Below are 26,456 nucleotides of genomic sequence, written 5' to 3' on the forward strand. Positions count from 1 at the left end.
AGATATACTTAAGAATCCACATAAGCGTCGACATCCTAACAGCATACCCAACATACTTGGCAGGATACGGGGATGCTTGCAGTTGGAAAGGAGGTTAATTTAGTCATGTCTCTTACCGAATGGCTCCATACAGCATCTCGACAGCTTCAAGGAGGGCTAAAGTTACTGGGTTCCGTTCCCCGTGTTGCAGAGGAAGCTTGGGAGGGCAAACGGGCGGCTTGGACCGAATCCCGCAAATTACGCTCCCCCTTGCGTGAACTAGCGTGGGATTATCATACGGCACAGGCCGCTATGAATGAAGCTGAAGCGATAATGCTGGTGAACGGACCCGCTACGCGTCCCTCTTCTCTGAATATGCCCTTATGCGAAACAGACTGTGAGCTACTGGAGAGGATCAAGAACGATACAGCACAGGAGAATCGCAGCAACGTCACCCGCACTGCCGCTTACCTTGAATGCTATCGTGGCTACCCGGAGTTACACTGGGCATTACTGGCCCACCTGGTTTCTCGTAATGGCGGCTATAATATGACCGATCTGAAAGGGGAACTGATTGGCAACCTGTTCGGTGAACAGGAAAAGGAATGGCTGTATCGGCTACTGGAGCGCTGTAACGCCCTTATTTTTCAAGACGCTTATCCGCAGTTGCAACTTTACATGCACAGCCGTCATTTAGGTCGAAGTTGCTTTCATTTGTTGCCTTATTTTCACGTTTCGCCATTCATGAAGCCCTTTTGGGAACGTTTCTGGGCTTGGCGGGATAGCTCTCTGTTGACTGTGGCGCTCATCATTAATGAACAAAACTATATTGAAGGACGTGTGGTAAAAGATCCGTATTTTCAAAAATTTGTGACACACAAGCCGGGGTTTTATTTGCATGACTGGCTCCAGCTTAATCAGGTTATATTTCCACTTGGACTAAACGGTGGACTTGCTGGACTAGTAATGGAGCGTTTCGGCCATTTGGACGAGCGGATCGGCTTTGGCAAAAGTCTCTATGCTATGCTCTTCGGCCATCAGCAGGTGCTGGACCAGGTATCCGCATTCGCTAACAGTGTGCCGCATACAGGTTCACGCAGCGACTATTGGCCCGGATTGTTCACCCCGAATGAACAAAAAGCGCTGCACTCTCCAGATGAAAGTGCAACGCTTTTAGCACATGAATGGCTACCGCCAGGACAACGTCTGTACAGTCCGGAGCTGAACGCCGTCTGGTCCGATACAGCTTATGATCCAATCCCCCGGTATGACTGGTTTCAGGACGGCTCCACACTTGGACATCTCAGCGAACCAAGGCGACCGCTGTTATTTGCCATGCGCCATGAGCATCGTCATGGCATTCAAAAAACAGCAATGGCCCACGTTGCCCATAACAGCTTGCAACCTTTCCACTGAAAGACTGGGGGGCTCTTTTAGCCTCGTTGTCCTGTGGACTCACGCTGTAGACGCATTAACGGACGCAGTACCTTTTGCAACATACGCGGATAGTTGCCCAGCTCGTCCCTGCGCAATACGCGCAGTACAACCAGCAACAACAAGTAGCATACCAGTACAGCTGCCCCGGCAATGCAGCACGCGATCAAGAAGGCCACACGCGCAGGCATCAGATGCACCAGCAGAATACAGGCTTCATTTACACCGTATCCGATAGCTCCCGAGACGACGACTGCGGTTAAGAACCCTGCCCAGCGACGGCCCATGATGGAAAAGGAGACAATCCCTTTAAGCACACGCAAATTTAGCAATGTGATCACGAGGAAACATAATCCGGTTGCAGCAATGATCCCATAAATTCCAAGCCAACCAGCCAGCAGCCAGCTCGCTGCAAACTTGACGACGATACCGACCATGACATTAACCATTGAAATACGCGGCTTGCCCATACCGATCAGTATCGAATTAGAAGTCATCATCGTAATCTGGAATATCGTTCCGAGTGTCAGAACAGCAATGATACCACTGCCTCCAAGCGAGCTAAACAGTAAACCATTAATAGAATAGGCGGTTACACATAAAGCCAGCACAATCGGCATTCCAGTCAAAATAGAGATACGCAAAGCCAACGTCATCTGATTTTGTAAATGCTGCTCATCCTTACGGGCAAATGCCGCTGAAATGATCGGAATGAGCGATTGGCTGAGCGCAATGGCCAAAATCGGCGGAATTCCCGCCACACTCTGTGCCCGAGAGCCTAGATAACCCAACTGAGTAGTCGCCTGATCCAATCCCACTTGACCAGACAATAGTCTCACCACAATCGACGTATCAATAAAGTTGACCGCCGGAACCGTCAGAGACGACAATACAATGGGAATGGAAAGCTTGAAAATATCTTTGTAAATGCGCATCATCGGTAGCGCGGAGCTTTCCTCTTGGAATTGATCTTGACGATCCTGTCGATCCTGGCGACGCAATTTCACCGTGTAGTACAACATAACCGCTAGAGCGCCAAGACTTCCCATGACACCTCCAAAGGAAGCCCCAGCCGCAACCTCGCGATCTCCATAACCTAGCTTCAAAATAATAAAAGCGAGTACAATAGCGGTCGCTACCCGTGCAACCTGCTCCACAATTTGTGAAATACCGCCTGCGGTCATATTACCGCGCCCTTGGAAGTATCCACGCATCATGGCAATGGCAGGGAACAGCAGTAATGCTGGTGCCAAAGCCTGAATGGCCAAAGCGGATTGCGGAACCCCTGCTACATGCTCGGCAAAGTAAGGCGCTCCAAAATACAGCAGCGCTGTAATGATAATGCCTGCCGCGGCCGCGAATATCAAAGCCGCACGATACACACGTCGCGCTTCCGAAGGCCGATCCAGTGCATAACGTTCTGAAACCATTTTGCTCAACGTGCTTGGAATGCCGGCCGTAGCGACCGTGAGCAGCATCAAATAAGCGTTGTTCGCAATAGTAAACGAGGCGTTCCCGACGGAACCGAGCAGATGCTCCAATGGAACACGCTGTACCAGACCAAGTACTCTGGCCACCAAGGCGGCAGCGGCTAAAATAAGCGTACCTTTAAGGAATGTTTCTTTATTGGACAAAATGCGTTCCCTTCTTTCTTGCTGTTCACACGCATGCAAAAGCCCCGCACAAACAGTCATGGCCTGAGCCATCACCGGTGCGGAGCCGCATGTCGATTCTGTCTCTGCAAATCATAATAAACCAAAACGAATCTCGGGTCATAACACCCAAATCAAGAATACAATAATCATGGCAAGCTGCAAAATCACTTTCATCACGGTGCTGGTAAAAAGGCCTAATACAGAGCCAAAGCCCACTTTAATAGCTCGGTCCAGCGGGGCTTTGCCAATTAGTTCACCCAGCACAGCGCCGATAAATGGTCCCAAAATCAGGCCAAATGCCGGAATAACGAAGGGGCCGATAATAATCCCGATGGTACTCAGTATCGCCGACAGACGCGAGCCGCCAAATCGCTTGACACCCCACGCATTCACAGCATAATCCGCAACAAAAAGGGCAACGACGATTAGTGTTTGTATAATCCAAAACAATGCATTGTATGGAGCAAACGAGAAAAACCAGCCGTATACAAAAAATGCAAAATAGATGGCGAGCGCCCCCGGCAATACGGGATATACCGCCCCGGCCATGCCCACAATGAACAGCACAATAACAACAATCCAGCCTACAACGTCCATGGGCCTCCTCCTTCTCGTCCATTCATCCGGCCTGCTGCATTATTCATTTTATTACACAAGCACATAATCACGGATCACTTCTACAATGCCGTCGTCATTATTCGAAGCCACGACCAAATCAGCGGCTTCTTTAACCGTATCCTGAGCATTCCCCATTGCTACGCCCAGTCCAACCGCTTGAATCACAGCCAGGTCATTCAGACTGTCGCCAACGGCAACCACCTGCTCCAGAGTAATGCCAAGCAGATCGCACACTTCAGCGATTCCACTGGCTTTGGATATGCCAGCTGGGTTAATTTCCAGATTTGTCATCGAAGAATTGGAAATTTCAAGTCCACCCATATCCTGAAGCTTAAGTAAAATTTGGTGGCGAATTTCGTCATTTTCCGTATTATAACCGAATTTGAGCCACTCCTGTGTGTCCAATGTATCCGGCCAACGATCCCTATTATATAATTCCTCCGTTGAGTAAGCCCAGAACCAAGAGCCTGTTTCTACAGCAATTTGGTGCATCTTACGAACGAGCTCCTTATCAAGTAAATAACGGCGCCACAACTCGTGGGGTGATTTCCACACCTCACTGCCGTTTACGGTTACCATTGGCGTCTCCAGGCCGAGTTGCTGACCGTAAGGCAGAGCATGCATCGCTGCACGTCCGGTGGACAAGCATACATGAATCCCTTCCTGAATCGCCTTGTTAATCCAGTTAATCGTTTCCAAGGAAATTTCATGATTATCATTCAGTAAAGTTCCATCCATGTCGAGCGCAAGCAGTTTGTATTTATATTGGTTTTCTCCCATAGTCTCTCTTCCTCCTGTATGTCCCTTATGTCCAACGACATTTTACCATGAAAAAGAGAAGCCCACAAAAGTATTCAAGTCCTCACTTTGCTGCCAGAGGCTTTTTAGGAGTACCATCTAGCCCATATACTTCGTCATACGCATCAAATATTTTACGCGCAACCGGTCCAGCGCTCGTCGCACCAAAGCCCCCTTCAGGAATGATGACCGCTACTGCCAGCTTCGGATTTTGACGGGGAGCAAAAGCGATGAACACCCCGTTATCTTTAACCGTACGTCCCACCACCTGCTCGGAAGTCCCCGTTTTACGGGCATAATCATAAGGGAATCCATTAAAGGCTTTAACATCTGTAGCCATACCTCGAATCACTGTATTCCAGTACGTATCTGAAAAAGCGACCTCATTCAGCACCTGCGGCTTAAACTCACGTACGAGATTCCCCTGATCATCTACAATTTTGCTGACCAAATGAGGCTGCATACGCTTGCCCTTTGTTGCCAGCACAGTTGTATACTGGGCTAACTGCATCGCTGTATATTTTCCCTGCTGACCAAAGGATGCCTGTACCAAACGTGTCAGCGCACTTTCATGCTTGCTCGTATACTCAAGTCTACCTGCCCACTCGCCCGGCAGATCTACTTCTGTCGGAACGCCTAATCCAAATTCCTTCATATACTTGTCCCATACGTCAATTCCCTGATGTACCCCTGCATTACTTCCGTATTTGCCATACAGCGGCTTGCCGATCATATCCACCATAAACGTATTCGACGAGACCTCAATTGCCCTGCTAGGTGTCAAAGAACCATACACATGTCCGCTAGAATTCCCAACCCGGCTGGAGCGATTTTTGCCGTAGTACGCACTTCCCGTATCCAGATAAGTTTGTCCGGGAGAAAACAGGTTTTCCTTCAACCCGATCAGCACGGATAGCGGTTTAATGGTTGAACCCAGAAGCACCGAGGATTCTGGATGTGGACCCGCTTTTCCGCTAGGGACGGATTTAATGGTTCCATTTCCCATTTTATGCTGAATTTCGTCATATACCGAAGGCGAGGTACTTCCACTTTTCCATACATTAGAGTCATAATCCGGCATACTGGCCATTGCCACGATATTTCCGGTCTCTACCTCCATCGCTACAGCGAAGCCAGTGGTAGCGTCTTGATGAAGCTTCCCCGATACGGCATGAGTATGAAGCCAGCGAAGCTGATCCATAATGGCCTGTTCGGTTTTCTGCTGAATTTCCTTGTTAATGGTGGAATATAAATGATGTCCTTTTTCAGGAGGAGTAATGGATTCAATGCCCTCCGGCATGCTGCGCGGATTGACTTCTACCGTTTTATATCCGTTTTTTCCTCTCAGTTCATCCTGGTACTGAAGCTCCAAGCCATCATATCCGACCGTTTCACTTTCCGAATACACCTGTGTCGGTCTTAGAACCTCCGAATTAGCTTCATAGAGCTCTTTATATTTGGGCCGGTTCGTTCGAGCTCCTTTGAACTTGTACATATATCCAATCGTTTGTACCGCCACCCGATCCGGGTCATAATGGCGTATACTTTCTTCTACAACCTCTACACCAGGGAACTCTGTCCGATGTTCCAGAAAATAAGCGATTTCCTGCCGACTCAGGTCGGATTTGACCAAACGTGGGGTAAATCCCCTATATTGATTATAGTCCGGGTCCAGTCGCTTTTTTATTTCCTCTGCATTAAGCTGCTCTCCTTCGTTACGACCCAGTTCGTTTAATTTGGCAGCAAGCTTGGCAGCAAAAGCATTGAGCTCAGGGAGCAGCTTTTCCCCCGGCTTGCGATCTTTCTCCGTACGCTTGCTATAATCCTTAGATAAAGTTACATACAGGGACTGTACTGGAGTCGAATATGCCAGCTTAACCGTACCTGTAGAATCATAAATCGTGCCGCGACTCGGGGCTAACGGGACATTTTTCGTATTTACGGATTGCTGCTGGCCCTTCAGCTCCTCCGATTGTACAAACTGCAATACAGCTAGTCTGGTAATGATCAGGGCAAACAGCACAAAAGCACTAAAAAACAGTAGGTTGGTTCGTAAAACCGTCCGTTTTTTTCGTGACTCTTCATTCTCTTCAACATTTTTCTTTTTAAATGAAAACTTTTTATCCAAACTTCCTCTGTCCATATTAGCTGGTCATTACTCCTTCCGATTAGGGTTTCATATTCCTGATCCTACCATATCTAAAACAATAAACGATGAATTCTAAGATGACAATTTTGTAAGAAAACGTAGAAAAAACATAAAAAAGCTTCCCTCAGCCCAAAGGCTAAGGAAAGCTTTCATGAAATGACATCGTATAAAATCGTATAAAATGATTATGGCTGTTTGATTGCGTTAGAATCGGTTGCTGTTTCAACCTTTTTCTTAGGTACCCCGTCCAAACCATATACTTCATCGTAGGCATCAAATATTTTGCGTGCTACAGGTCCGGCACTAAAAGCCCCGAAACCTCCTTCAGGAATGACAACCGCTACTGCAAGTTTGGGATTCTGACGTGGCGCAAAGGCAATAAATACCCCGTTATCCTTCAGTTTACCGCCTACGCTTTGCTGCGATGTCCCCGTTTTACGAGCAAAGTCATAAGGAAAACCATTAAATGCGCTGACATCTGTTGCCATCCCGCGTATGACCTCATTCCAGTATGCATCTGGGAATTTCACTTCGTTCAGCACCTTCGGCTTAATCGTTTGTACTACATTGCCGTTGGTGTCTTTAATCTGACTGACCAAATGCGGCTCCATCCGTTTGCCCTTGGTAGCCAGTACAGTGGTATATTGTGCAAGCTGGAGCGTTGTATACTTACCCTGCTGTCCAAAAGAAGCATACGCTAATTTGGACAAGGCCGATTCCTTACTTTTAGGTCCATACTCTCTCAAACCAGGATATTCCGTAGGTAAATCTACACCCGTAGACACACCTAGTCCAAATTCCTTCATGTAGCGGTCCCATACATTCACACCTTGATCTTCCTTGGCATTATTAATGTACTTGTTGTACAATCTTTTGCCCACCATATCAACCATGAATGCATTGGAGGAATGCCGTATGGCAGAAGCTGGGTCTAACCCCCCGTACACATGACCGGAAGAGTTTCGAACTCGTGACGAATTGTTACGCCCAAAATAAGCCGCTCCTGTATCCTGATAGTAGGATGAGGTACTGAATAGATTTTCCTCCAGACCTATCAACACAGAAAGGGGTTTAATGGTGGAGCCCAGAAGAACAACTGACTCTGGATGTTGACCCGATTGGCCCGATCCGAACGAACGAATAGTACCATTTAAGTATACATTTTGTATTTTCTTATAATTATCACTGGATATATTTCCAGTCTGCCAGTAATTCGCATCATAATCCGGCATGCTAGCCATCGCTACCACATTTCCTGTGTCCACTTCCATAGCCACTGCGAAGCCTGTTTTGGCATAAGGATGAGTCTTGCCAGATACAGCGTGTGAATGGAGCCATCTCAATTGATCCGCAATGGCTTCTTCTGTTTTGACCTGAATCTCTTTATTAATGGTGGAATAAATGTTATTCCCTTTTTGCGGAGGAGTAACAGAATCTACACCTTCCGGCATATTCCGTGGATCAATTGGAACTGTTTTATATCCGTTTTTCCCTCGTAACTGTTCCTGATATTGAAATTCCAGTCCATCAAAGCCAACAGATTCGTTATCCATATAAATGAGGCCCGGATCATTTTCAGCTGACATGGATTTTTGGATGTTTTTATATTTATCTAACGTTTCACGCGCACTTTTATAGCTTTTAATGTAGCCAACCGTTTGGACAGCTACCGTATCGGGATCATAATGACGTACCGTTTCCTCTACGACATCTAACCCGGGGAACTCACTCTTATGCTGCATAAAATAGGCGACTTCATCTTTATTAAGATTGGTTTTAATCAGACGCGGCGTAAAACCGCTAAACCGTTGATAGTTTCGGTCCATAGCGTCCATAATTTGTTCTGCCGTCATTTTCGGCTCATCTTTATTACCATATTGAGCAAACCGATTTGCCAGCTTTTGTGTCATGTTTTCCAGCTCAGGCAACAGCTTTTTATCAGGTTTACGCGAATTCTCCACGCTGTCACTATAGTTCTTGGAGAGCGTGATATACAGCGATTGTACAGGTGTAGAATACGCCAGTCTGTTCTGCCCGGTTGAATCATAAATTGTTCCGCGAATCGGTGTAAGCGGTACGTTTTTGGTAACATTACTGGCCTCCTGCTGTTTGAGCTGAGGTCCATCTACAAATTGAAGTATCGCCAGTCTGACAATAATGACCGTAAATATAATGAACGAGCTGAAAAAGAACAGATTGATCCGAAAGCTGAATCTTTTTCGATCAGACGTCTCGTTGTCTTTTCCCTGCTCGTTGTCTATCTTTCTCATGTGCCCTTTTCCACTCCTTATTAAATCACTTTATCCTTGATATGTGTTTGGGCAAAACCAGGCGGATTAAACCAGTCCCCACTTTGCGCCCAGGTCGGGTCTAACGGTACCCACTGATCCTGCGCGCTCAAATACACTTCATTCCATGCATGGGAACCATATCCTCCCTGTCCGTTATATCCAAGCCCTGTCACCACCTTGACCTGTAGTCCCTGCGACCGAGCCATCATCGCATACAGGCGGGCATAATCAATGCAGACTCCTTTACGTGTATCAAACGTATCTCTGGGGGTCTGTTCATGCCAGTCACCACGCTGCTCATAGGCTTCTACCTTACCGAAATCATAGCTAATACGGGTACCTACCCATTCATACAACGCTCTGGCCTTTTGCTCATCACCGCTCATCCCCTGTGTAATCTTGGCCGCAGCCTGACCGATATCGTTCGGAATTTCCCGGTCAATCATTTCGTATTTTCGCTGCAGGATACCATTTAATTCCTTGGTAACGGCCTGCGTAAATACGGGCAATTTATCCTTAATCAGTGTACCGGATAACGGCTCAATGACCGATTGCGCTCCCTGCTTATAAATCGGTGAAGCTTGGACGTAGCTGCTAAACCCGCTGTCTGGATACAGACTTACGCCGATGAATAGCAGGGCTATAACCATGATAGCGCGTGCTCCACCAATAAGAGTACCTATTCCAGCCCCTGCCACCCTGCTGAAAAAGCCTGATTTTTTTTCATGCTCATGGAAAGAAGAATCTGACTTGCCCCCTACCATCAACACATAAATTGCACGTAGTACAAATTGGGCGATCGCATAACTGAGCATAAACAATACGGCGAACCGCAGCAGCGGAAACCCCTCTAACCCCGCCACCAACGTATAATAAAATTGCTCAATCCCGCTTAGTTCTCGCTGAGGCAAATGTTCCATGTAAGCCGCCAGCCATTGTTGTACCTTCGGTGAAAGCCACATGGCTAATCCGAGCGAGCACAAAATACCCGCCACAGTCAGTATGCCATCCACAATAAGACTGAACAGCGCCCCTACAGATCTGGAAGCTCCTCGTCTCCAGCCCTGAATCAACGACAGCAGTACAATGACAATCAAAAACACCGTCACGCCATTCCAATGAAGAATAGGCTCCAGCCAGGATGGTTTCATTGTGTTCCTCCTGTCTCTACGGCGACTGTGGCGACTGTGTTACAGCCGAGCCTTTCGCACCTTCGATATATTTCTTGACGGTATCGCCCATACTCCACTCGCCCAGCGACATCCCCTGAAACCATACCTTGACCTTGTCACCATCAAATGGACCTTTCACTTCCAGGTTGGAGCTGGTTACCGAAAACGTACCATCCGCATTGGATGTGTATTTGGCATCCCGTCCCTCCTTGATCATCATGTTCAAAGCCTCGCTCTGAACCTTGTTGATCGCATCATCCTTTGCCTGAGTAACGACCTTGCCGACCTGTTCAAAGGAAATGCCACTGTAGATAAGCAAGCCTGCAATTACGACAATGACAATCAGCCATTTTATGAGAGTTCTTACAACCTTCAATATGACTAACAATAGGACAAGCCCAATTAATATATACAGCCAGTTATCCTGAACAATATGCCAATTATGTTCCAAAAACTCTGTCCAGACGCCCTTATCCATTTCGCTACACTCCCGTTTTCAACTACATCATTCAAATCACAAAATTGTCTCTGTAATTATACATGATTACGTGATGCCCTGTCAGCTTAGCTCTTTTACACACCTTGTTATTCAATTCTTGTCCATACAAAGTGGTCTATGTTCGTCCACTCCAGCGTACAACTTAGGAAGGGCCGATACGTAGTGCAACATGAAAGTTTACATTAGGGAAGGGGGTCATCCCATGAAAACAGCCCTCTGGCTGTATCTTTTTTTATTCATTGCCTTTTTCGATCTGCATGCACAATATCCTATTTTGACACCATTCGCTATCTCCCTGGGTGCAGCACCTACTTTTATTGGCTGGATGATGGGGATTTACTCTCTAACTCACCTGCCTGGTAATTTGATGGCCGGCCCCAAGGTCGACAAACACGGCAGCCGCCGATATATTATGTTCAGCCTAACAGCTGCAGGCATTATTCTTATCATTCAATCGTACATCCACACACCGTGGGAATTACTTTTTCTTCGGGCGATTAGCGGTTTTGTGTTGGCCTTTTTATCTCCAGCCTGTCTGGCCCTGTTGGCACAGCTATCCGATCATCCAGTTACGCAGGGCAAATATATGTCGGGACATGGTGTAGTTCACACATTGGCCTCTGTCCTGTCTCCAGCCGCCGGCGCATTTATCGTAGCCAGTTTTGGCTTTAGTGAGACGTTTAGTTCCCTTGGCATCATTCTCGTAGTCACGGGACTTATGGCTTATTTCACCTTGCCCAAAAGAGCACCCGCTCCACAGGCCCAATTATCAGATGGTCATGCGACACCCGCTCCACTATCCGGGGCACAGAAGACGCGTTTACCATTCAATTGGCGTTACCTGCTCCTGCCTTTTGTTTTGGCGTGTGCACAAGGCATTTTATTTTACGAAATTCCATTACGGAATAACGGTTCTGCGTCCATGATGTCCACCGGATTGCTCTTTTCCATCATCAGTTTGGGAGCACTTTGTACGCTCAGCCTGCTGTTTCTGAACAAATATTCACCCATGGCGCGACTACTTTGTGGCATTATTTTGATGTCTCTAAGTTTTTACGCACTCGCCACCACGCCCGAAGCGGCGATTGGCATCATACTTTTTATTTTGGGAACAGCCAAAGGCATCATTTTTCCAGCGCTGGCCTCTCTTTTCATACGAATTGGAGGTGCGCGACTGGGCAAAACCTTTGCACTACAGTCTATTGCAACATCTATCGGCTCCTTTGCCGGACCTGTACTGGCAGGTCAGCTACCCGATCACATTTCTCCTTTTTTTATCGCATTTCTGATTCTGATGGCTGGCCTGCTATTCGTTCCCGTTAAGCGCTTATCTCCGACGCCGCCACTGTCTGCCTCAGGACCTTATCATTCCTAGCTAGTCTGAGGCAGTGGTTTGCTAATATGCTACCTTTAAAGCCCAAAATGCCGTTCAAGAGGGCAAATGCACAGTACACCATCCCCCTATCCACATAGACTATTTTGACTGAACATTCACTAACAAAGGGAGGTGCAGCCTGTGAGCCACTGTCATCCTTGCCCTATTGGAACTTCAACTGGCACCATTCTTGTTCTTTATATTTTGCTCGTCATCATTCTCCGTACTTGCTGGATTTAATGTCTGAATTGCCCTAACTTGTTGCCCCTTGTGCCCATGCCTGCCACTTCTGGCAGGCTGTTTTGTTATTTTTTGCATGAGAACCCTATTTGGAGCTACACTATACACATATTCTTCATTTCCCGGGGAATTTCGAGCATATGTATCAGACAAGGGGTGAGCTTACATGGCGATAACCGTGATCGTCGAAGGGAAAAATGACCGAAGCAAACTTCGCCGATTACTTGACCCGGAGGTCCACATTTTATGCACCTTCGGCACACTAAACTCTATAAAACTGGAATCCCTCCACAAGCGGGCCAAGCACGACGAAATATACTTATTTATGGACAATGACAGCTCAGGGAAAAAAATAAGGGGAGTGCTTGCAGACTCTTTTCCGGATGCATTTCATATGTATACACGCAAAGGCTATGCTGGCGTAGAAGGCACTCCAGACGAATATGTGATCGCTCAATTGGAAAAAGCAGGGTTGGAAGAATACATTATATACCCGCCACCTGTTCTTTAGTCTTGAAAATAACAAAAAAGCTGTCCTCAGGCCGCTTTCATGCCTGTTGGACAGCTATATGGTGCACTATAAAATGCCTCTAAAATGACATTAGAACTTATGAACCGTATCGACGATCATCAGCAAGAAGCTGAGTGTCAGATGGTTAATGGAAAAGAAAAATACTTTTTTTGCCCAGGAATCCGTTTCTTCTTCCTTAATCGTAAAACCTTTAAAGGCGTAGAATGCCCACAGCACGGACAGTAACACGGACACGATCATAAAAATCATACCGGCATATCCATAAGCATACATAAGGATGGGTACCGGAATCAGCAATACAATATAAGGAATCATCTGAATCTTCGTCCGATGGATACCTTTTACGACTGGCAACAACGGAAATCCTGCTGCGCGATATTCCTCAACTCTGCGAATAGCAAGTGCCCAAAAGTGAGGAGGCTGCCATAAGAACAGGAGAGCGAATAAGAGCCACGCGCCCATATCAATACGACCCGAAGCGGCCACATAACCAATCACCGGAGGCATTGCACCAGAAATACCGCCGATGGATGTACTCCATGTAGATGAACGTTTTAACCAAAGTGTATAAATACCGACGTAGACGAACATACCAAGTAATCCCAGTAATCCTGCCGTTACACCAGAGAAGGAGAATAGAACAGCTAACCCAACAACGCCCAAAATAATAGCGTATGACAACACCGTTGTAGGGGTCAGACGCCCTGTTGGCAGTGAGCGATTACGTGTACGCTCCATTTTCAAATCCAGCTCACGGTCAAAATAGTTGTTAAAAACACAAGAAGACGCCATAACCAGCATTGTACCTAATAGTGTAAGAATTAGCTTTATATAGTCAACATCCCATTGCGACGCTAACCAAAAACCACCAAAGGCTGCAACCAGATTGGTACGAAGGATGCCTGGCTTGGTAACTGTAATAAAATCTTTCCAAGTGCCCGCTTTACCGGGTGGTTTAGATTTTACAGAATAGGTAGCCGCATCCGAAGAAGTCTTATAACTTATATTATCCATTGTGAGTAACTCCCCCTTAGAGATGTATGAATTCGGGAGTAAGTTGAACTCCGATATAAATTTTATCATATACCTACCCCAAAAAGTTTGACAGAAAACGCACAAAACGTTCACAATTCCGATGGCAAATCGCCCCTGCTGATCGTTTACAGTAAATTTGGGTAGTAATAAGTACAGGAAACAATACAAAAGGAGCGACAGATATGGATACAGCCACACACTTTGTCATGGGAATCGGATTGGCCGGGCTGGCCTACACTGATCCTGTCGTCGCCGGAGATCCAAAGTTGGCCGCAGTCATACTGCTCGCTACAGTCGTAGGGTCACAAGCTCCGGATTTTGACACTTTGCTTCGGTTGAAAAACAATGCAGCCTACATTCGCAATCACCGTGGACTGTCGCATTCAATTCCCTTCTGGTTGATATGGATCTTGTCCATAACAGGACTGATTTGCCTGATCTTCAGAGATGTGCCCCCAGGTCATGTAGCATTATGGGTAACGATTGCCGTCTGCCTGCATGTATTCACAGATTTATTTAATACGTACGGAACACAGGCATTCCGGCCGTTTACAAACAAGTGGATATCTTGGAATATCATCCATATTTTCGATCCCTTTATTTTTGGCACCCATGTTGCTGCGATTATGCTGTGGATCACCGGATTGACTCCACCCGCTCCCTTATTTATTACGCTGTACGTTATTATTGGCCTATATTACATTTGGCGAACCTGGAGTCATTTTATAACCAGAAAAGCGGTACGTAATATGGACAATGAGCGTCAGGAGGGCGACATCTATTATATCATTCCCACCGTATCATGGAACCGGTGGCATGTGGTAAAAGCTCATCAGAATGGAAGTTATGACATTGGCGGATTAAATGGCAAACACTTATTTTGGACGAAACATGCAATTCCATCCACACATCCTGCCGTAGAAGCATCCAAATCCTATCGCGATGTGCAGGCATTTCGCTATTTTTCCTCCTTTGCCGTTGCCGAGGTGGAGGAACTGGAATGGGGCTACATTGTGCGATGGGGAGACGTCAGGTATCGACACCGGAGACAATATCCATTCGTGGCTGTGGTCGCGATGGATAAGCAGTTCGGACTGATCAACAGCTATATTGGATGGCTCAGTGACGAAAAGATGCAAAAACGCCTTTCCCTGCATACGAATTAAAACCTGCTTACAAGCTAACAACAAGCCGTATGAACAACAGACAGCAAGTTCCCCTTAATCTGGGAGCTTGCTTTTTTTTGTCACTCCCGCAAAAAATCAGATCTCATGAAAGCGCCCTCTTGACGAAGCGGACTTGCGTGATTCACAATGGTCATAAGCCATGCGTAAAAAAATCCGGAGCATGATCGCTCCGGATTTTCTTCATCACAGTTGCTCATAATACAGCTTCCAAGATGGAGTGTTTATGTGTATTACTGCAAACGGCTGCTGCCCGACAAGGATTGTTCTGCTTGTTGGACCAGCTTTTTCGTGATATATCCCCCAAGCGAACCTGTTTCGCGGGAAACAACATTACCGAAGTAACCGTCCTGAGGGATGGTGATGCCAAGTTCTTGAGCTGCCTCATATTTTAATTGTTGTAAAGCGGCGTTGGCCTGCGGTACTTGCAGGTTGTTTGAACGACGTCTGCTCATATTTGAATCTCCTTTCAGTTCTTTGTGAGTGAGGTTCATTGCAAGCTTGCAAGATTATTATGGCTCGCTTACAACTACTTATTCCTGAAATTCAACATTCGAACACTGGAGGTTTTTACCAATGAGCAAAGGTTTATCCCTATGGTTCGCCGTTTCATCCATTGTCCTGCTGACCGCAGCCGCTATATCCATCAGTTATTCCGCATGGCTTGCCATTCTACTGGGGCTATTATCTGTCGGCAATATCGGCTGGGGTTTCGTGGTCAAAGCTCGACAACGCCGCTCCTAATCCAATCTTATAAAAGGCCTAATCCGTTCGCCTCAATATGCTTTAGCGTAGACGTGGCAGAAAGCCCATGCGCTCTTTGACCGCAGACAACGTGACTTCAGCCGCTTCTTGTGCGCGCTCTGCGGATTGGGCCAAAATACGTCCAATCTCACCGGATTCCCGGATGTCGCGATAGCGCTGCTGAATCGGTTCAAGCATAGCTACAACGGTCTCTGCCAGTTCTTTTTTAAATGTTCCGTACATTTGACCTTCATAGCGATCCTGCACTTCTTGGAGCGACAAACCGGAACACTGACTGTAGATGCCCATCAGATTACTAATTTCTGGTTTATTGGCCGGATCATATCTAACCTCACTACCAGAATCGGTCGTAGCGCGGCTAATTTTCTTGCGTATGACTTTCGGTTCGTCCAGCAGGGCAATAAAGCTGCCTGCATTCGGATTGCTCTTACTCATTTTTTTAGATACATCATCCAGGGACATAATTCTCGCCCCTACTTCAGGGATATACGGTTCGGGAACAGTAAAATAATCTCCGTAACGGTGATTAAAGCGACCCGCCAAATCGCGTGTCAGCTCCAGATGCTGTTTCTGATCGTCGCCTACCGGAACGAGATCCGCGTTGTAGAGCAAAATGTCAGCTGCCATCAACGATGGATATACGAACAGCCCTGCTCCTACGGAGTCCTTGCCTGCCGCTTTGTCCTTAAACTGAGTCATACGTTCCAGCTCGCCCATATTCGTCAGTGTTGTCATCAACCATCCCAGCTCAGCGTGCTGAGGAACATGGGATTGTAAAAAGACATTGGATTTCTCCGGGTTAATACCTGCTGCGATAAATAATGCCGCTACCGCCTCCGACTGCTCACGTAATTGGGCCGGTTCCTGCGGTACGGTAATTGCATGAAGGTCTACGACCATAAAGTAGCATTGATGATCCTCTTGCAATTTGACAAAGTTTTTCATTGCACCAATGTAATTGCCCAAAGTAAGTTGTCCGCTAGGCTGAATACCTGAAAGTACAGTTTTCATATTCTTCCTCCTCAGTTTATTTCAAAATTAGAACGCAAAAAGGCCCCGCATCCTCAAGGGACGCGAGACCGTGGTACCACCCTTATTCATTGCCGTCAGCCTATTACTTGTCGGAGCTATGCTCCGTGGCTGCCTGCAATCTTAAAGCTCCGTTAACGGGGAGCAATCGGCCGCCATACTGAGGACAGTAGAATCCTGTTCTGTGCGGCACTCCAAGGTCCATTCAGCAGTGCAGGCTCACCGGTTCCCATCCACCACCGGCTTTCTGAAGAGCTTATGCGAAAGCTTACTTGTCCTCATCATCGTGTTATCCATGTCATTACTTTCTAAACTACATTAATGATAATTCCGCATAATGTTATTGTCAAATGACGATTGTGCCCTACGATCAAAAATCTGTTATCATAATGACACGAAGCTTCAACCGATTATAGTGGACAAAGGAGCATGGATATGAAACAAGTGACCAAAGAACACTGGAACGGTTACGACACGTATGTTTTACATAGTGGTGAACTGGAAGTTACGATGATCCCTCGCCTCGGGAATAATATTATCTCAGTGCGTGATCTGAAGCTCGACCGGGATATCGTACGTCGGCCTGGTGAGGAAGAATTGGCTTTCTATTTACAAAAGCCTTATCATTTTGGCTTGCCCATTTTGATTCCTCCAGGCCGAATTCGCAAGGGACAATTTGAGTTTGACGGTGTTCCTTATCAGTTCGACCGAAATACAGCCAATGACAATCATATACACGGTCTGCATCGTAATCAGTCCTGGCGCTGCAGTGATATTGAAGAGGATGAAGAAGGTTGCAGTGTTACTACTGAGCTTTTGACAGAAAGTGATCCGCACTGGATGGAACAATTCCCCATTCCTTTACGTTTGGAGATGACGTATCGCTTGCAGGGTGCTGTATTAAGTCAAACGCTGCGCGTAACGAATTTAGGTGAAAAAGCAGCCCCATTTGGCTTGGGATATCACACTTGGTTTATGGTGGACGGAGAACCTGAGCGCTGGCGCCTAAAGCTGCCTGTGAACGGCGTATATGAGCAGGATGCTGAACAGCTACCTACAGGTATCATTACTTCGTTAGATGACTTGGAGCAGCTCTCTTCGGGTCTTTCTTTGATAGGAACAAATCTAGATACTTTGCTGCGGGCAACGGAAGGCCCTGCTGAAGCTCTTTTGACCCGTGACGACGGTTATCAAATCCGCTACACAGCAGATGAGCAATACTATAAGTATTGGGTTTTATATACCAAAGGTGAATGCGACCAGTATCTTTGCATTGAGCCTTATACATGGCTGCCTGATGCACCCAATTCACCTGATCCTGTCGGGGAAGCCGGGTTGATCCGTCTGGAGCCTCAGCAATCCATCGACCTCAAAACTCAGATTCATATCATATATCCGTAATTTTCCTCTAGTCACTTTTCTTCCTTCGGCGCATATTTTCATAACTCTGTCGCATACTAACCTCATCACAGCCGAAGGAGGTGACTACACATGAATGAAGCTAATCAAGGCAGAAGCCGTCGCAGTAACAACCTAGTTGTTCCTCAAGCCAACAACGCATTGCAACAATTGAAATATGAAGCTGCACAAGAGCTGGGCATCACCATTCCGGCAGATGGTTACTACGGTGACATGCCATCCCGTGAAGCTGGTTCTCTGGGAGGCTATATCACTAAACGCTTGGTACAGCTGGCCGAACAGCAATTATCAGGTCGTTCAGGTCAATAAGCGTCATTATTCCGCGTGAGCATTCCGTTCATCGTAATTTACCAAAATGCGTTATAACGGGCATATAACAAAGGCGGTCTTCCCTAGGAAGGCCGCCTTTTCTTTACTCTTTTTTATCAGGATTTTGCAAAATTCGATTCCAGTCGCTCCGAAGTGCAAGATATAGACGAACTAACCATTTCGATCTATATCTTGTTCATTGGAAGTCGCTTATGGGATATTTGCAAAATTCTCATATAAATGTTTATTCCGAATTAGCCGCTCGGTATGTAGGCTTGTTGTAGCGGATCATGAGATTCGCCATGTTGTAGTTGGACTCCAGTGTTGCATCTACCAAAATCGTTCCTTGTCTGATGGCAAAATCGAAAGCAATCTCACCATGAGTCCAGCTACGCTTATGATTTAGCGTTTCTAGGGCCATACGCCGAAAATCCTCCCGATGCTTTACTGATAACCCCGGTTCTACTGCTGCAAATGTGCCACCTTTACCTGCAAGCGGATTATGACGAATCCCAAATTTCCCAACTACATTGTTACGTATTTGTACAAATACGATACCTGACGACAAACCCGCCAGTTCATTATCCAGTTCTTTTAAAACGATATCCATCTGCCTTGCCAACGACAATTGACCTACTTCATCCATTACAAAAACCCTCCTATATACCTTATCCAAAAATATTTAATAGGTCTTACGGCTCAATTATATGCGAAGATTTTTAACCTTACAATCAAAACCAACATAATTGGGTATTTATAACTATTTTCTAAGTATATCCATCATTTTAAATTTCGCCAACAGGTAATGTTAATTACACTTCGACATTTTGCGACTTTATTCATCATCTTCTGCAAAAATTACAAAAAAGGCCTCCCTCGTGGGAGACCTCTAAAGTGTAAATCCGTTATTTTGTCATTTGTAAAAATTGCTCAATATCCTGAACAGTAACTTGCGCAGCATTACGCCAGAAGTCAGCCTGTGTTAAATCGGTACCTAAGTGCTTGGAAGCCAATTCTTCGACTGTCATGCGACCTGTATCACGCAGCAAGGCATCATATTGGTCGGCGAAGCCGTCAGGATTTTCCTTCGCAAAAGCGTAAATTCCTGCACTGAACATATACCCGAATGTGTACGGGAAGTTGTAGAAAGGAGTATTCGTAATATAGAAATGCAGCTTGGATGCCCAAAAATGAGGATGAGCCTCATCCAGGACACCACTAAACGCTTCACGCTGCGCTTGTTCCATCAACTCGCTTAATTGTTGTGCTCCTACGACTCCTTTTTTCCGCAGCTCGTAAAAACGGGTTTCAAACAGGAAACGGGCATGAATGTTCATAAAGAAGGCTACACCACGCTGAATTTTATCCTCCAGCAAAGCTACCTTTTCCTGACCCTCGGCAGCTTCCAGCAACGCATCTGATACAATTAGTTCTGCCAGCGTCGATGCCGTCTCAGCTACGTTCATGGCATAATTTTGATTCAATGGGTGCAATTCATTCATCACATGCTGATGATAACCGTGTCCGAGCTCATGGGCCAGTGTCGAAACATTGGATGGTGATCCGGCATAGGTCATAAAAATACGGGTCTCTTTGCTCAGACGCAGAGATGTACAGAAACCACCCGGACGTTTGCCTGGACGATCTTCTGCTTCGATCCAGCTTTTCTCAAAAGCCATTTGAGCAAAGTCAGCCATTCTCGAGCTAAATTTACCAAATTGCTCAACAATCGTTACAGCAGCATCGTCGTAAGGGATTTTAGTGGTTGACGTCCCCAGCGGAGCTTCAACGTCATGCCAGGACAGCTTCTCTAAGCCCAGCAGTTTTGCTTTCCGCTCCAAGTATTTGACTACAATAGGCTTTGTTTCATTAATAACCTGCCACATCGTATCCAGCGTTTGTGCAGACATACGGCTGATTTCCAGCGGTTCCTTAAGCACATCTGTCCAGCCTCGTTTTTCATATAGCTTCAGACGGAAGCCTGCCAAATGATTCAATGTATCCGCGCAATAGTCCTCTACCTGAGTCCATGCCTCTTCCCAACGTGCAAACACGTCTTTACGTACGCTGCGATCTGCTTCATCCAGCTTATTAGCTGCCTGACCTACAGACAGGTTTACGATCTCGCCATTTTCTGGCACAGGGATCGTCATATTTTTGACAATGGTATCATAAAAGTCGCCCCAGCCATGGTAGCCATCCACTGCCAGATCCAATGCAAGGCTTTCCAGCTCAGGAGCCATTTTTTCACGTGCTTCGTTCCGATATTCGGTCAGGACAAAAGAAATCGGCTGGATAGCTTCGCGCTCCATCCATTTCTGCCAAATGTCTTCACTGGTTTGTGCCAGCAAGTTCTGGAAAGATACTAAAGCACTTTTTCCTTGGGCATATAGCGTATTGACACGCGCCCCCAGTTGAACAGCCAGCTTGTCGTGCTGGTTTTGAGCAGTTAGACAAGAGACAAAGGAACCCGCCTGCGACGCACCATTAAACAGCTCCTGTATGCTATTCAGTACACTATCCAGACGCTCGGTATCCAATACCGTTTGTGGTACTTTGGCTGCTTTAAGCTGAGCTTGCAGTTGTTGGACCTTGCTTTCCATTTCTTCCAAAAATGCAAGAAATGAGGCAGAGGAAGATCCTCCGCTAAAAATAGATTCCAGATCCCATGTTTGCTTTAACGGTGTTTTCATAATAGTTCCACCTTTCTTTTTTGGCGAATTCTTGTGGTTTCATATACAATAAAGCTACATCGTGATAGTAAATCACTACAATTGGGAGGAAAACAGGATGAGACCCTTACAAATTTCGCCGGAAACGGCTGTGAAATTATCCGAAAAGCTCGGCATTCCGCTGGAACACCTTATGCATACACCCCAGCACATTTTGATGCAAAAGCTAGCCGAACTGGCTAAAGAAGAAACCGCTGACCCGAACGGCGGAGAATCGGACAAATCATGATCCCTTTTCATAAAACCTGGCCTTATGACATCGTCATGGGAGACGTTTATGTACAGTCTTGTCCGTTTTGCGACCATGATAATGTTTTGCTGCCCCTGAAGCCAAAAGAACTTAAGCTCATACACGAAGGTATGAAAAAGCTGCTTGTGTTTCCATGCTGCCATAACAAGGTTACTTTAGTGGATTGTGATGACGATTATTTGCTGTCAGATACCACATTGCGTCATCATTAATTCATGAGGCAGTTGTAAGATAAGATAACCCGTTTTACAAACAAGGTGTGAACCATGAGCCTAAATCGGCCATAGTGCACACCTTTATTTCTTCAGGAGGAGCTTGCGTCTTGCATTTCCTCCGGCAGTTGGTAATTTTTAGCCAGCATTTGTTCTCGCAGTACAGACCACTGTTCACGGGAAGCCCGGATCATGGCTGCATCCATAATCTTTTTGTCATTAATGACACGCGAAAACCAGCGTACCGCTTCGTTAAAGTTGCCTGTACGTCGATGCAATTCACCAATCAGATAAAGCAGTTTGGCATTATTCGCCCCGACACCCTCCAGCTCATAGACCCGAACATAAGAATCCAGGCTAAATTTGAGAAAGCGAAGCTCCTGCTCCTCATTTCCCTGGTATCTGTACATCCAAGCGATATGCTGTAATAGACTAGCTACTACGCGTTCCTTTTCTCCGATGACCTGGGCACATAGTAAACCCAGTTTATACGTTTCTAATGCCTCTTCCCAGCTACGATGCCCGCCATATTCGCGAGACTGCCAGCGATTACCGATTTTATCCTTGAATATCTTGGTTTGCTGTTCGCTTAACTGAACGGTAGAGTGCTCTGTCGAGGTAAATCCACAATGAGGACAGACCCTTACGACATAAAAATCCGGATTTTCATTCTTATAATAAGCACAAAAATCTGAATCCGTACGAATGGCCTTCTTTAGGCTTGGTCTTACACGGGATGTCTGAAATTCTTCTTCGCAATGTGGGCAAATGATTTTGATCTGATATAACGGTTCAAGTTCCAATGTTTTTACAACCCTCTCCAAAATTCGGCAATCCCCGAAAGCTTACGGGGTATTTACAAAATGATGCGCAGGACCAGACAAACGGTTAAGTATGATTGAACGAAGCGGCTCCTCAATGCCCGTATCCGTTAACGCACCTGCCATACAAGACAACCATGCCTCTGCTCGCTCCTCCGTTACGGGAAACTTCATATGTCTGGCACGTAACATCGGATGACCATATGCATCAGAAAAAAGGGACGGTCCTCCAAAAAACTGGCTCAGGAACATATACTGCTTTTCCTTAACCGGTTCCATGTCTTTAGGAAACAGGGGACTTAACAACGGATCTTTATAAACTCTCGGGTAGAAGGCCTCAATAATAGCACGAACACCTTCCGCACCCCCAAGGTTGTCATAAATGCTCAGGCTAGGGTTCACTTTTCCTCCAACTTTCTGTGCTATGGTAATAAATATACACCCGTATTATAACAAAAAACAAAAAATGACGCTAAAAATAAGCGTCATTTTATCAATTTAACATATGAAGAGGGTGTGCTTCGTTGCACACAGCTTCGTCATTCTATAAATACCACTAATAACTCCGCCAATCCTCTTCACCGGGATGGACGAGAGAGGCACGAATAACATACACAAAAGCACATACGAACAGACCAGCAACGATACTCATCCTGATCACTCCATCCTTAAGGTTATGGATCGTTGTTTTCCTATTTTAACATACTATTTACAAAAATACAGCAATAAAAGTAACCGTTTTCTTTGATTTTTTTGTACTCTTTGTCCATCCCCGACATAGGTATATTAGTACAACTCCAAAGGAGGGGCCTCTATGTCGCTATACCGTCGTTACTCGCTTCCTCTGCTCATCCTTACACTGCTATTCCTGTTTATGCTTATGGCTGTATACCCGCAATCTTCTCTGAATGCCGGGCTTCGGGGGCTTGCCATCTGGTGGGACGTGCTGTTTCCGTCTTTATTCCCGTTTTTCGTTATTTCCGAGCTTCTCCTCGGTTTCGGAATTGTTCATTTCATAGGTGCGCTGTTGGATCCGCTGATGCAGCCTCTATTCCGTGTACCTGGCTGTGGGGGTTTTGTCGCTGCGGTCAGCTGTGCATCCGGTTACCCGATTGGAGCTAAACTAACAGCCAAGCTGTGGGAACAAAAATGGATCACACGCATTGAAGGAGAGCGTTTGGTCGCGTTTACCACTTCCTCTGATCCGATATTTTTGATCGGTGCGGTTTCCGTTGGCTTCTTCCATCAACCAGAAATTGCACTCGTACTAGGCGCGGCCCATTATGGTGGCGTGCTCATCATCGGGCTGCTTATGCGCTTCCACGGTTCCCGTTCAGGGGAAACAGGTACTCGCAGCGACCGCCAACCTACTCAAAAAGCCTGGTCGAAGTCCAAGAATACAAAAGCAGCAGATCGCAATAGGCAGCCTGGACCCCTACGCCAAGCATTATATGCCATGCATACAGCTCGTTTGGAAGATGGTCGCCCATTGGGTGAGTTACTTCGTCAGGCGATTACTTCCTCCCTACGCCTTATTATTGTCGTAGGAGGGCTAGTTGTATTCTTCTGCGTCATTTTAGAAGCTTTGACGAACTCCGGTTTAATGAGCGGGCTTCATCTGCTTACAGCAAGCCTATTGACTGCATGTGGTCTTCCTCCTACGTTAACGGAGTCCATTGTGGGTGGTATTTTCGAAGTCACTTTAGGAGCGCAAGCCGCAGGTAAAGCCACGGCAGCGGCGTTACCATTCAAGGTAGCCGCAGCCGCTTTTGTTCTCTCCTGGGGCGGGCTGTCGGTTCATGCGCAGGTTGCAAGTATTTTAAATATGACGGATCTTCGTTATTTGCCATTTTTGTTGGCCCGGGCTGCGCACGGCATCATCTCAGCACTGCTAGCTCTCGTGTTATGGCGGCCTCTTATGGGACAGGGAAGTTCTCCAGTCTTTTCTCCGATATACGACATCGCGTGGTCTCCTGGCTTCTCGTCCGTCATGTTGTTGCAAAGTCTGCTGTTTCTTGCCTTTATACTGGCTGGAATGCTTAGTCTCTCATGGTTGAGTGTGGGTACAAGTCGCTTATATGTACGTTTGAGAAGAACACACAGGCAATGAACGATTGTGTTCTTGCTCATAATTGATTATGATCGATATATACCCATGACAAAGGAGCTTTTCATCTTGAGATATTATGTTCTGGATCGCGGGGATCAGCACTCCATGGACTTGAGTCAGCAATTTCACCGTCTTGCCCAAGAAAAGAATTTCAAGCTGGATGCCGAATCGCCGGAAATCGTCGTGTCTATTGGAGGCGATGGTACGATGCTTCATGCGTTTCATACCTTCATCGACCGCATTCCGGATATTGCCTTTGTTGGTGTACATACCGGTCATCTAGGCTTTTACGCTGATTGGCGTGCGGACGAGCTGGAGGAGCTAATCCACCTGATGAGCCAAAGCGGATCTGAAGGACCGCTTAACCCGAGAATCGTTAAGTATCCACTGATTGAGTTGGAAATTCACAAGAAGTCAGGCAATGCTTCTTTTATTGCCTTGAATGAATTTACATTAAAAGGGGTGGATGGCACTGTCGTTGCCCAAGTAGATATTAACGATATCACCTTTGAAATGTTTCGCGGTGATGGTATATGTGTTTCTACCCCCTCAGGAACGACCGCCTATAATAAAGCACTTGGCGGAGCTATGGTTCATCCCACCATTGAAGCATTGCAATTGACTGAGATCGCTTCCATTAATAACCGTGTGTATCGGACACTGGGATCGCCATTGCTACTGCCCAAACACCATCATTGTGATATTTTTTCACGGAAAGATCAGCGTCTCTTATTGACAGTAGATCACCTCAACTTTCCTGTAGATGACTTAATTTCTGTTCGATGTCAGGTCGCAAGTCAGAAGATCAGCTTCGCTCGTTACCGTCCTTTCCCATTTTGGGATCGAGTACGCAACGCTTTTCTTAATTAGAATCTATAAAAGAGCCGACTTTGGCTCTTTTTTTACAAACAAAACGGTTCCTGAAAATTCAGGAACCGTTTTGTTGTGGAGCTGTAAATGTTTTATTCTTTTTACTACCCTCAGCTCTTTCGGCTTTAGCAGCTGGCTGGGTCTGACGCTGGCCCTCAGGTTCACGAGAGACACGAACTTGCCGTCCCTCCCGATTTTCCTTTGATTGACGCTCATAGCGTGGTCCACGCGATTCCTTTTTATCGAAACTCCCTTGCTGATTGCGCTGTCTACGTGGTTCCCGGGCTTGCTGCCCTTCACCCGGATTGCGTCCATCCTTTGCTTCACGTGGTTCTCTTGGCTGGCGCGAATCGCGTGCTTCACGTGGCTCACGCTGCCGATTTCCTTCACGTCCTTCTCTGGATGGACGACTTTCGCGAGCTTCACGCGGCTGTCGCTCACGTACTTCCTGGGCATCCTTCGATTCCCGACGTTGCAACTCGCGTGGTTCCCGGGATTCTCGAGGCTGCTCCACTCGCGATTCCTCCGTAGCTGTGGAATCCTGCTGTGATTGCGGCCACTCCTGTTCTCCAGCTGTATGTTGCAATACTTCTTGCTGCTCTTCGGGTTCTAGCGTTCCTGCTTGTTCCCTTTGAGCATCTACCAACTGCTGAATATCTGGAGCAATGATTTCATCATTGACCCCGTTTTTATTAACCACTTCACGACTTTTTTGCAACACAAAATAGGCACAGCCAAAATTGCAGTATTCATTAATGTAATCGTCCAGTATCACTATAGATGTATCCTTATTTGCTTTGGGATGACCGTCTCGATAAAAGCCCTTCAGACGTAGCTGATTGTAACCCCAATCACCAATAATGTAATCATAGCGATCCAGCACTTCACTATACCGATCACGAAACGCTTCGGGATTCCACCCGTTCTTGTGATCCTGCAACAATTCATAGTTTTTACCACCGATTTGAAACAAGCTAT

General features: G+C 46.4%; 26 protein-coding genes and 1 other annotated feature. Of the genes, 11 read left to right on the top strand and 15 right to left on the bottom strand.

The window, feature by feature from the left end:
• Positions 1 to 105: 105 nt before the first annotated feature.
• Positions 106 to 1,395, top strand: a complete 1,290-nt coding sequence (locus BM358_RS18150; protein WP_028541426.1) for a DUF2515 family protein — start codon at positions 106 to 108, stop codon at positions 1,393 to 1,395.
• A gap of 17 nt (positions 1,396 to 1,412) precedes the next feature.
• Here the strand turns inward: BM358_RS18150 and BM358_RS18155 are convergent, their stop codons facing one another.
• The 7 genes from BM358_RS18155 to BM358_RS18185 form a co-directional block, all read right to left on the bottom strand.
• A complete protein-coding gene (locus tag BM358_RS18155) occupies positions 1,413 to 3,047 on the bottom strand; it encodes a putative polysaccharide biosynthesis protein (RefSeq protein WP_023990189.1) in 1,635 nt (544 codons plus the stop codon).
• Positions 3,048 to 3,185: 138 nt separating this feature from the next.
• Complete coding sequence (locus tag BM358_RS18160; RefSeq protein WP_028541425.1) at positions 3,186 to 3,665, bottom strand: DUF456 domain-containing protein; 480 nt, start codon at positions 3,663 to 3,665, stop codon at positions 3,186 to 3,188.
• A gap of 51 nt (positions 3,666 to 3,716) precedes the next feature.
• Positions 3,717 to 4,466 carry a Cof-type HAD-IIB family hydrolase gene (locus BM358_RS18165; protein ID WP_023990191.1) on the bottom strand — a complete coding sequence of 250 codons (750 nt, stop codon included), beginning with the start codon at positions 4,464 to 4,466 and terminating at the stop codon, positions 3,717 to 3,719.
• Positions 4,467 to 4,548: 82 nt separating this feature from the next.
• The gene (locus tag BM358_RS18170; RefSeq protein ID WP_028541424.1) at positions 4,549 to 6,627 is read right to left on the bottom strand and encodes a peptidoglycan D,D-transpeptidase FtsI family protein; all 2,079 of its coding nucleotides are present in this window, start codon (positions 6,625 to 6,627) and stop codon (positions 4,549 to 4,551) included.
• A 191-nt stretch (positions 6,628 to 6,818) separates the two neighbouring features.
• Entirely contained in the window at positions 6,819 to 8,903 is a 2,085-nt protein-coding gene (locus BM358_RS18175) for a peptidoglycan D,D-transpeptidase FtsI family protein (protein ID WP_028541423.1), read from the bottom strand.
• Positions 8,904 to 8,923: 20 nt separating this feature from the next.
• A complete protein-coding gene (locus BM358_RS18180) occupies positions 8,924 to 10,075 on the bottom strand; it encodes a transglutaminase domain-containing protein (RefSeq protein WP_028541422.1) in 1,152 nt (383 codons plus the stop codon).
• A 16-nt stretch (positions 10,076 to 10,091) separates the two neighbouring features.
• Positions 10,092 to 10,574 (bottom strand): hypothetical protein, encoded by a 483-nt coding sequence (locus BM358_RS18185; protein WP_023990195.1) that lies wholly within the window; start codon positions 10,572 to 10,574, stop codon positions 10,092 to 10,094.
• A 223-nt stretch (positions 10,575 to 10,797) separates the two neighbouring features.
• Between BM358_RS18185 and BM358_RS18190 the strand changes: the two genes are divergently transcribed.
• On the top strand, positions 10,798 to 11,970 hold the full coding sequence (locus tag BM358_RS18190; RefSeq protein ID WP_028541421.1) for an MFS transporter: 1,173 nt from the start codon (positions 10,798 to 10,800) through the stop codon (positions 11,968 to 11,970).
• Between the two features lie 406 nt (positions 11,971 to 12,376).
• Positions 12,377 to 12,721, top strand: a complete 345-nt coding sequence (locus tag BM358_RS18195) for a toprim domain-containing protein (RefSeq protein ID WP_023990198.1) — start codon at positions 12,377 to 12,379, stop codon at positions 12,719 to 12,721.
• 90 nt (positions 12,722 to 12,811) lie between these two features.
• On the opposite strand, the gene cyoE is transcribed toward BM358_RS18195, so the two are convergent.
• A complete protein-coding gene (cyoE, locus tag BM358_RS18200) occupies positions 12,812 to 13,756 on the bottom strand; it encodes a heme o synthase (protein ID WP_023990199.1) in 945 nt (314 codons plus the stop codon).
• Between the two features lie 203 nt (positions 13,757 to 13,959).
• Between cyoE and BM358_RS18205 the strand changes: the two genes are divergently transcribed.
• On the top strand, positions 13,960 to 14,943 hold the full coding sequence (locus BM358_RS18205) for a metal-dependent hydrolase (protein ID WP_023990200.1): 984 nt from the start codon (positions 13,960 to 13,962) through the stop codon (positions 14,941 to 14,943).
• A 251-nt stretch (positions 14,944 to 15,194) separates the two neighbouring features.
• Here the strand turns inward: BM358_RS18205 and BM358_RS18210 are convergent, their stop codons facing one another.
• Complete coding sequence (locus BM358_RS18210; RefSeq protein WP_013311857.1) at positions 15,195 to 15,416, bottom strand: alpha/beta-type small acid-soluble spore protein; 222 nt, start codon at positions 15,414 to 15,416, stop codon at positions 15,195 to 15,197.
• Between the two features lie 121 nt (positions 15,417 to 15,537).
• On the opposite strand from BM358_RS18210, the gene BM358_RS26570 reads away from it, so the two are divergent.
• A complete protein-coding gene (locus BM358_RS26570; RefSeq protein WP_007431986.1) occupies positions 15,538 to 15,705 on the top strand; it encodes a hypothetical protein in 168 nt (55 codons plus the stop codon).
• A 42-nt stretch (positions 15,706 to 15,747) separates the two neighbouring features.
• Here BM358_RS26570 and trpS read toward each other — a convergent pair whose 3' ends face one another.
• Complete coding sequence (gene trpS / locus BM358_RS18215) at positions 15,748 to 16,737, bottom strand: tryptophan--tRNA ligase (RefSeq protein ID WP_023990202.1); 990 nt, start codon at positions 16,735 to 16,737, stop codon at positions 15,748 to 15,750.
• Between the two features lie 53 nt (positions 16,738 to 16,790).
• Positions 16,791 to 17,049, bottom strand: a binding site (T-box leader).
• Positions 17,050 to 17,190: 141 nt separating this feature from the next.
• Here trpS and BM358_RS18220 point away from each other — a divergent pair.
• Together BM358_RS18220 and BM358_RS18225 are read left to right on the top strand one after the other, a co-directional pair.
• Entirely contained in the window at positions 17,191 to 18,156 is a 966-nt protein-coding gene (locus BM358_RS18220) for an aldose 1-epimerase (protein WP_028541420.1), read from the top strand.
• 90 nt (positions 18,157 to 18,246) lie between these two features.
• Positions 18,247 to 18,483 carry an alpha/beta-type small acid-soluble spore protein gene (locus BM358_RS18225; protein WP_013311861.1) on the top strand — a complete coding sequence of 79 codons (237 nt, stop codon included), beginning with the start codon at positions 18,247 to 18,249 and terminating at the stop codon, positions 18,481 to 18,483.
• A gap of 244 nt (positions 18,484 to 18,727) precedes the next feature.
• Here the strand turns inward: BM358_RS18225 and BM358_RS18230 are convergent, their stop codons facing one another.
• Both BM358_RS18230 and BM358_RS18235 read right to left on the bottom strand, forming a co-directional pair.
• Complete coding sequence (locus BM358_RS18230; protein WP_023990204.1) at positions 18,728 to 19,129, bottom strand: hypothetical protein; 402 nt, start codon at positions 19,127 to 19,129, stop codon at positions 18,728 to 18,730.
• 259 nt (positions 19,130 to 19,388) lie between these two features.
• Positions 19,389 to 21,176: a M3 family oligoendopeptidase gene (locus tag BM358_RS18235; protein WP_028541419.1), complete on the bottom strand. Its 1,788-nt coding sequence runs from the start codon at positions 21,174 to 21,176 to the stop codon at positions 19,389 to 19,391.
• Positions 21,177 to 21,273: 97 nt separating this feature from the next.
• Between BM358_RS18235 and BM358_RS18240 the strand changes: the two genes are divergently transcribed.
• Together BM358_RS18240 and BM358_RS26940 are read left to right on the top strand one after the other, a co-directional pair.
• The gene (locus BM358_RS18240; RefSeq protein WP_014277894.1) at positions 21,274 to 21,444 is read left to right on the top strand and encodes a YycC family protein; all 171 of its coding nucleotides are present in this window, start codon (positions 21,274 to 21,276) and stop codon (positions 21,442 to 21,444) included.
• Positions 21,441 to 21,677 carry a hypothetical protein gene (locus BM358_RS26940; RefSeq protein ID WP_023990206.1) on the top strand — a complete coding sequence of 79 codons (237 nt, stop codon included), beginning with the start codon at positions 21,441 to 21,443 and terminating at the stop codon, positions 21,675 to 21,677. Before BM358_RS18240 ends, BM358_RS26940 begins: the two co-directional genes overlap by 4 nt.
• Before the next feature lie 92 nt (positions 21,678 to 21,769).
• Here the strand turns inward: BM358_RS26940 and BM358_RS18250 are convergent, their stop codons facing one another.
• Positions 21,770 to 22,480: a DUF2225 domain-containing protein gene (locus tag BM358_RS18250; protein ID WP_023990207.1), complete on the bottom strand. Its 711-nt coding sequence runs from the start codon at positions 22,478 to 22,480 to the stop codon at positions 21,770 to 21,772.
• 42 nt (positions 22,481 to 22,522) lie between these two features.
• Positions 22,523 to 22,900 carry a globin domain-containing protein gene (locus BM358_RS18255; protein ID WP_023990208.1) on the bottom strand — a complete coding sequence of 126 codons (378 nt, stop codon included), beginning with the start codon at positions 22,898 to 22,900 and terminating at the stop codon, positions 22,523 to 22,525.
• 412 nt (positions 22,901 to 23,312) lie between these two features.
• Between BM358_RS18255 and ylbJ the strand changes: the two genes are divergently transcribed.
• Positions 23,313 to 24,608, top strand: coding sequence for a sporulation integral membrane protein YlbJ (ylbJ, locus tag BM358_RS18260; RefSeq protein ID WP_023990209.1), 1,296 nt, complete (start codon positions 23,313 to 23,315; stop codon positions 24,606 to 24,608).
• A 66-nt stretch (positions 24,609 to 24,674) separates the two neighbouring features.
• Positions 24,675 to 25,478: an NAD kinase gene (locus tag BM358_RS18265; protein WP_013372943.1), complete on the top strand. Its 804-nt coding sequence runs from the start codon at positions 24,675 to 24,677 to the stop codon at positions 25,476 to 25,478.
• Between the two features lie 58 nt (positions 25,479 to 25,536).
• On the opposite strand, the gene BM358_RS18270 is transcribed toward BM358_RS18265, so the two are convergent.
• Positions 25,537 to 26,451, bottom strand: coding sequence for a YutD family protein (locus tag BM358_RS18270; protein WP_028541418.1), 915 nt, complete (start codon positions 26,449 to 26,451; stop codon positions 25,537 to 25,539).
• Positions 26,452 to 26,456 lie beyond the last annotated feature (5 nt).

The sequence above is a fragment of the Paenibacillus sp. cl130 genome, assembly GCF_900116035.1.
GTDB classification, from domain to species: domain Bacteria; phylum Bacillota; class Bacilli; order Paenibacillales; family Paenibacillaceae; genus Paenibacillus; species Paenibacillus polymyxa_B.

What these genes read in the sequence shown, in the direction of transcription:
- BM358_RS18170 (WP_028541424.1), bottom strand. Translation starts at nt 6,627, where the DNA reads ATGGACAGAGGAAGTTTGGATAAAAAGTTTTCATTTAAAAAGAAAAAT.
- BM358_RS26940 (WP_023990206.1), top strand. Translation starts at nt 21,441, where the DNA reads ATGATCCCTTTTCATAAAACCTGGCCTTATGACATCGTCATGGGAGAC.
- BM358_RS18160 (WP_028541425.1), bottom strand. Translation starts at nt 3,665, where the DNA reads ATGGACGTTGTAGGCTGGATTGTTGTTATTGTGCTGTTCATTGTGGGC.
- BM358_RS18180 (WP_028541422.1), bottom strand. Translation starts at nt 10,075, where the DNA reads ATGAAACCATCCTGGCTGGAGCCTATTCTTCATTGGAATGGCGTGACG.
- BM358_RS18150 (WP_028541426.1), top strand. Translation starts at nt 106, where the DNA reads ATGTCTCTTACCGAATGGCTCCATACAGCATCTCGACAGCTTCAAGGA.
- BM358_RS18165 (WP_023990191.1), bottom strand. Translation starts at nt 4,466, where the DNA reads ATGGGAGAAAACCAATATAAATACAAACTGCTTGCGCTCGACATGGAT.
- BM358_RS18230 (WP_023990204.1), bottom strand. Translation starts at nt 19,129, where the DNA reads ATGGATGAAGTAGGTCAATTGTCGTTGGCAAGGCAGATGGATATCGTT.
- BM358_RS18190 (WP_028541421.1), top strand. Translation starts at nt 10,798, where the DNA reads ATGAAAACAGCCCTCTGGCTGTATCTTTTTTTATTCATTGCCTTTTTC.
- cyoE (WP_023990199.1), bottom strand. Translation starts at nt 13,756, where the DNA reads ATGGATAATATAAGTTATAAGACTTCTTCGGATGCGGCTACCTATTCT.
- BM358_RS18185 (WP_023990195.1), bottom strand. Translation starts at nt 10,574, where the DNA reads ATGGATAAGGGCGTCTGGACAGAGTTTTTGGAACATAATTGGCATATT.
- BM358_RS18195 (WP_023990198.1), top strand. Translation starts at nt 12,377, where the DNA reads ATGGCGATAACCGTGATCGTCGAAGGGAAAAATGACCGAAGCAAACTT.
- BM358_RS18175 (WP_028541423.1), bottom strand. Translation starts at nt 8,903, where the DNA reads ATGAGAAAGATAGACAACGAGCAGGGAAAAGACAACGAGACGTCTGAT.
- trpS (WP_023990202.1), bottom strand. Translation starts at nt 16,737, where the DNA reads ATGAAAACTGTACTTTCAGGTATTCAGCCTAGCGGACAACTTACTTTG.
- BM358_RS18235 (WP_028541419.1), bottom strand. Translation starts at nt 21,176, where the DNA reads ATGAAAACACCGTTAAAGCAAACATGGGATCTGGAATCTATTTTTAGC.
- BM358_RS18225 (WP_013311861.1), top strand. Translation starts at nt 18,247, where the DNA reads ATGAATGAAGCTAATCAAGGCAGAAGCCGTCGCAGTAACAACCTAGTT.
- BM358_RS18240 (WP_014277894.1), top strand. Translation starts at nt 21,274, where the DNA reads ATGAGACCCTTACAAATTTCGCCGGAAACGGCTGTGAAATTATCCGAA.
- BM358_RS26570 (WP_007431986.1), top strand. Translation starts at nt 15,538, where the DNA reads ATGAGCAAAGGTTTATCCCTATGGTTCGCCGTTTCATCCATTGTCCTG.
- BM358_RS18205 (WP_023990200.1), top strand. Translation starts at nt 13,960, where the DNA reads ATGGATACAGCCACACACTTTGTCATGGGAATCGGATTGGCCGGGCTG.
- BM358_RS18210 (WP_013311857.1), bottom strand. Translation starts at nt 15,416, where the DNA reads ATGAGCAGACGTCGTTCAAACAACCTGCAAGTACCGCAGGCCAACGCC.
- ylbJ (WP_023990209.1), top strand. Translation starts at nt 23,313, where the DNA reads ATGTCGCTATACCGTCGTTACTCGCTTCCTCTGCTCATCCTTACACTG.
- BM358_RS18220 (WP_028541420.1), top strand. Translation starts at nt 17,191, where the DNA reads ATGAAACAAGTGACCAAAGAACACTGGAACGGTTACGACACGTATGTT.